Below are 1325 nucleotides of genomic sequence, written 5' to 3'. Positions count from 1 at the left end.
TCGGTCTCCGGATAACGGGTCAGGCGGCTGCCGTTCCAGCTGACCAGGCCATTGAAGGTGCCGATCCAGAGCGTGCCGTCGCGGCCCGCCAGAAGCCGCCGCGCGCGACCGGTGCCAGCCTGGATGACGCGCAGCAGCTGGCGGTCGCGGGTGTACTGGTGCAGGCCGCCGTCGCTGCCCAGCCAGACGCTGCCGTCCTTCATCTGGACCAGGCTGGAGATGCGTCCACCCGACAAGCCGCCGCGCTGGCCGGGCGCGGGTCGCAGCGTCGCGATCGAGCGCAGCTGCTCGTCGAGCACCGTCACGCCGCTTTCGTTGCTGCCCAGCCAGATCTCGCCGCTGTCGAGCTGCACCATCGCGCGCGTGCTCGGGTCGACCAGCTGCGGCAGCTGGCCCGGGTCGCGGCCGCGCACCCAGGTGCTGGTGTTGGCCGGGTTGTGGCGCTGCAGGCCGCCGCCGTAGCCGCCGGTCCAGATCCAGCCGGCGCGGTCGCGCATCAGCGCGCGGACCTCGTTGCCGCCCAGGCTGTCGCGATTGAGCGGATCGTGCTTCATCACCCGCAGCAGTGCGCCGTCGGCCGTCGCGCGCAACTCCAGCCCGCCGTTGCGGCCCAGCCAGACATGCCGTTCATCCACCGCGACGAAGCTGTTGACCGAGCCGTGGACGGCGTCCTCGGCGCGCTCGAGCATCCGGCCCTCGCCGGTCTTCGGATCGATCAGCGCGAGGTCGCCCTGCTGGGTGCCGGCCCAGAGCCGGCCGTCGGGCGCCTCGAACAGGCTGAGCACGATCTTGCCGGCCAGGCCGGGACGGCCCGGCGTCGAGAACACCGGCTCGAAGGCGTCGGCGCCGGCGCGCTTGCGCGCCAGGCCCCGCCACGTGCCGACCCACAGCGAGCCCTCGCGGTCGATCGCCAGTGACTGGACCCGGTCGTCGGGCAGGCTGCCGGCCTGCCGGGGCTGGTGGCGGAAGTGCTGGAAGCGGCCCTCGACCGGGTCGTAACGGTCCAGGCCGTGGCCGATCGTGCCGATCCACAGCTGCCCGTCGCGGTCCTCGGCCAGCGCGCGGATCGTGCCGGCCGATACCGCGCCATGCGGCTGCAGCGGGCTGGCATCGGAGCGGAACAGCGACAGCTTCTCGCTCTGCGGATCGTAGGCGGCCAGGCCGTCGGCCTCGGTGCCGATCCACAGGCGGCCGTCGCGCGCCACCAGCAGGCAGCGGATGAAGCCCAGGCTGCGGGCGGACCGCACGCCGTTCTCCAGCGGCGCGCCGGGCTGGCGGAAGTGGTAGCCGTCGAAGCGCACCAGGCCGGCGCCGGTGCCGATCCA

The 1325-nt window shown here is 73.5% G+C and carries 1 protein-coding gene; it reads right to left on the bottom strand.

Annotated features, from left to right (window positions below):
- Positions 1-1325, bottom strand: a 1325-nt coding sequence (locus FUT87_RS13280; protein ID WP_310735198.1) for a two-component regulator propeller domain-containing protein, incomplete at both ends; no start/stop codon positions are given.

The sequence above is a fragment of the Mitsuaria sp. TWR114 genome (assembly GCF_007997345.1).
The sequence above is the reverse complement of the archived record's forward strand: the minus strand, read 5'-3'. Positions and strand labels throughout refer to the sequence as shown.